This window comes from Pauljensenia sp. UMB3104, from assembly GCF_030217285.1.
Taxonomy (GTDB): Bacteria; Actinomycetota; Actinomycetes; order Actinomycetales; family Actinomycetaceae; genus Pauljensenia.
In genome coordinates this window covers 1-237 of sequence record NZ_JASONN010000582.1, presented here as the reverse complement: position 1 = coordinate 237, position 237 = coordinate 1, and the positions used below count along the sequence as shown (strand labels likewise).

At 59.1% G+C, this 237-nt stretch carries 1 pseudogene; it reads left to right on the top strand.

Annotation, left to right across the window (positions count from 1 at the left end):
• A pseudogene (locus QP415_RS12865) lies at positions 1-236 on the top strand (ABC transporter permease); the annotation flags it as partial.
• Position 237: the final 1 nt, after the last annotated feature.

Below are 237 nucleotides of genomic sequence, written 5' to 3'. Positions count from 1 at the left end.
CGACGGTTGCTCTGGGTACGTTCATCGTTTCCGAAGCGTCCCTGTCCTTCATGGGTATCGGTCTTCCGTCAACGGTCGTTTCGTGGGGCGCCGATATTTCGGCCGCACAGGCGTCGTTGCGTACGAACCCAATGGTTCTTTTCTACCCGGCTTTGGCTCTCGCGATGACCGTCCTCAGCTTCATCATGATGGGTGATGCGGTCCGTGACGCCCTCGACCCGAAGGCACGCAAGTGAG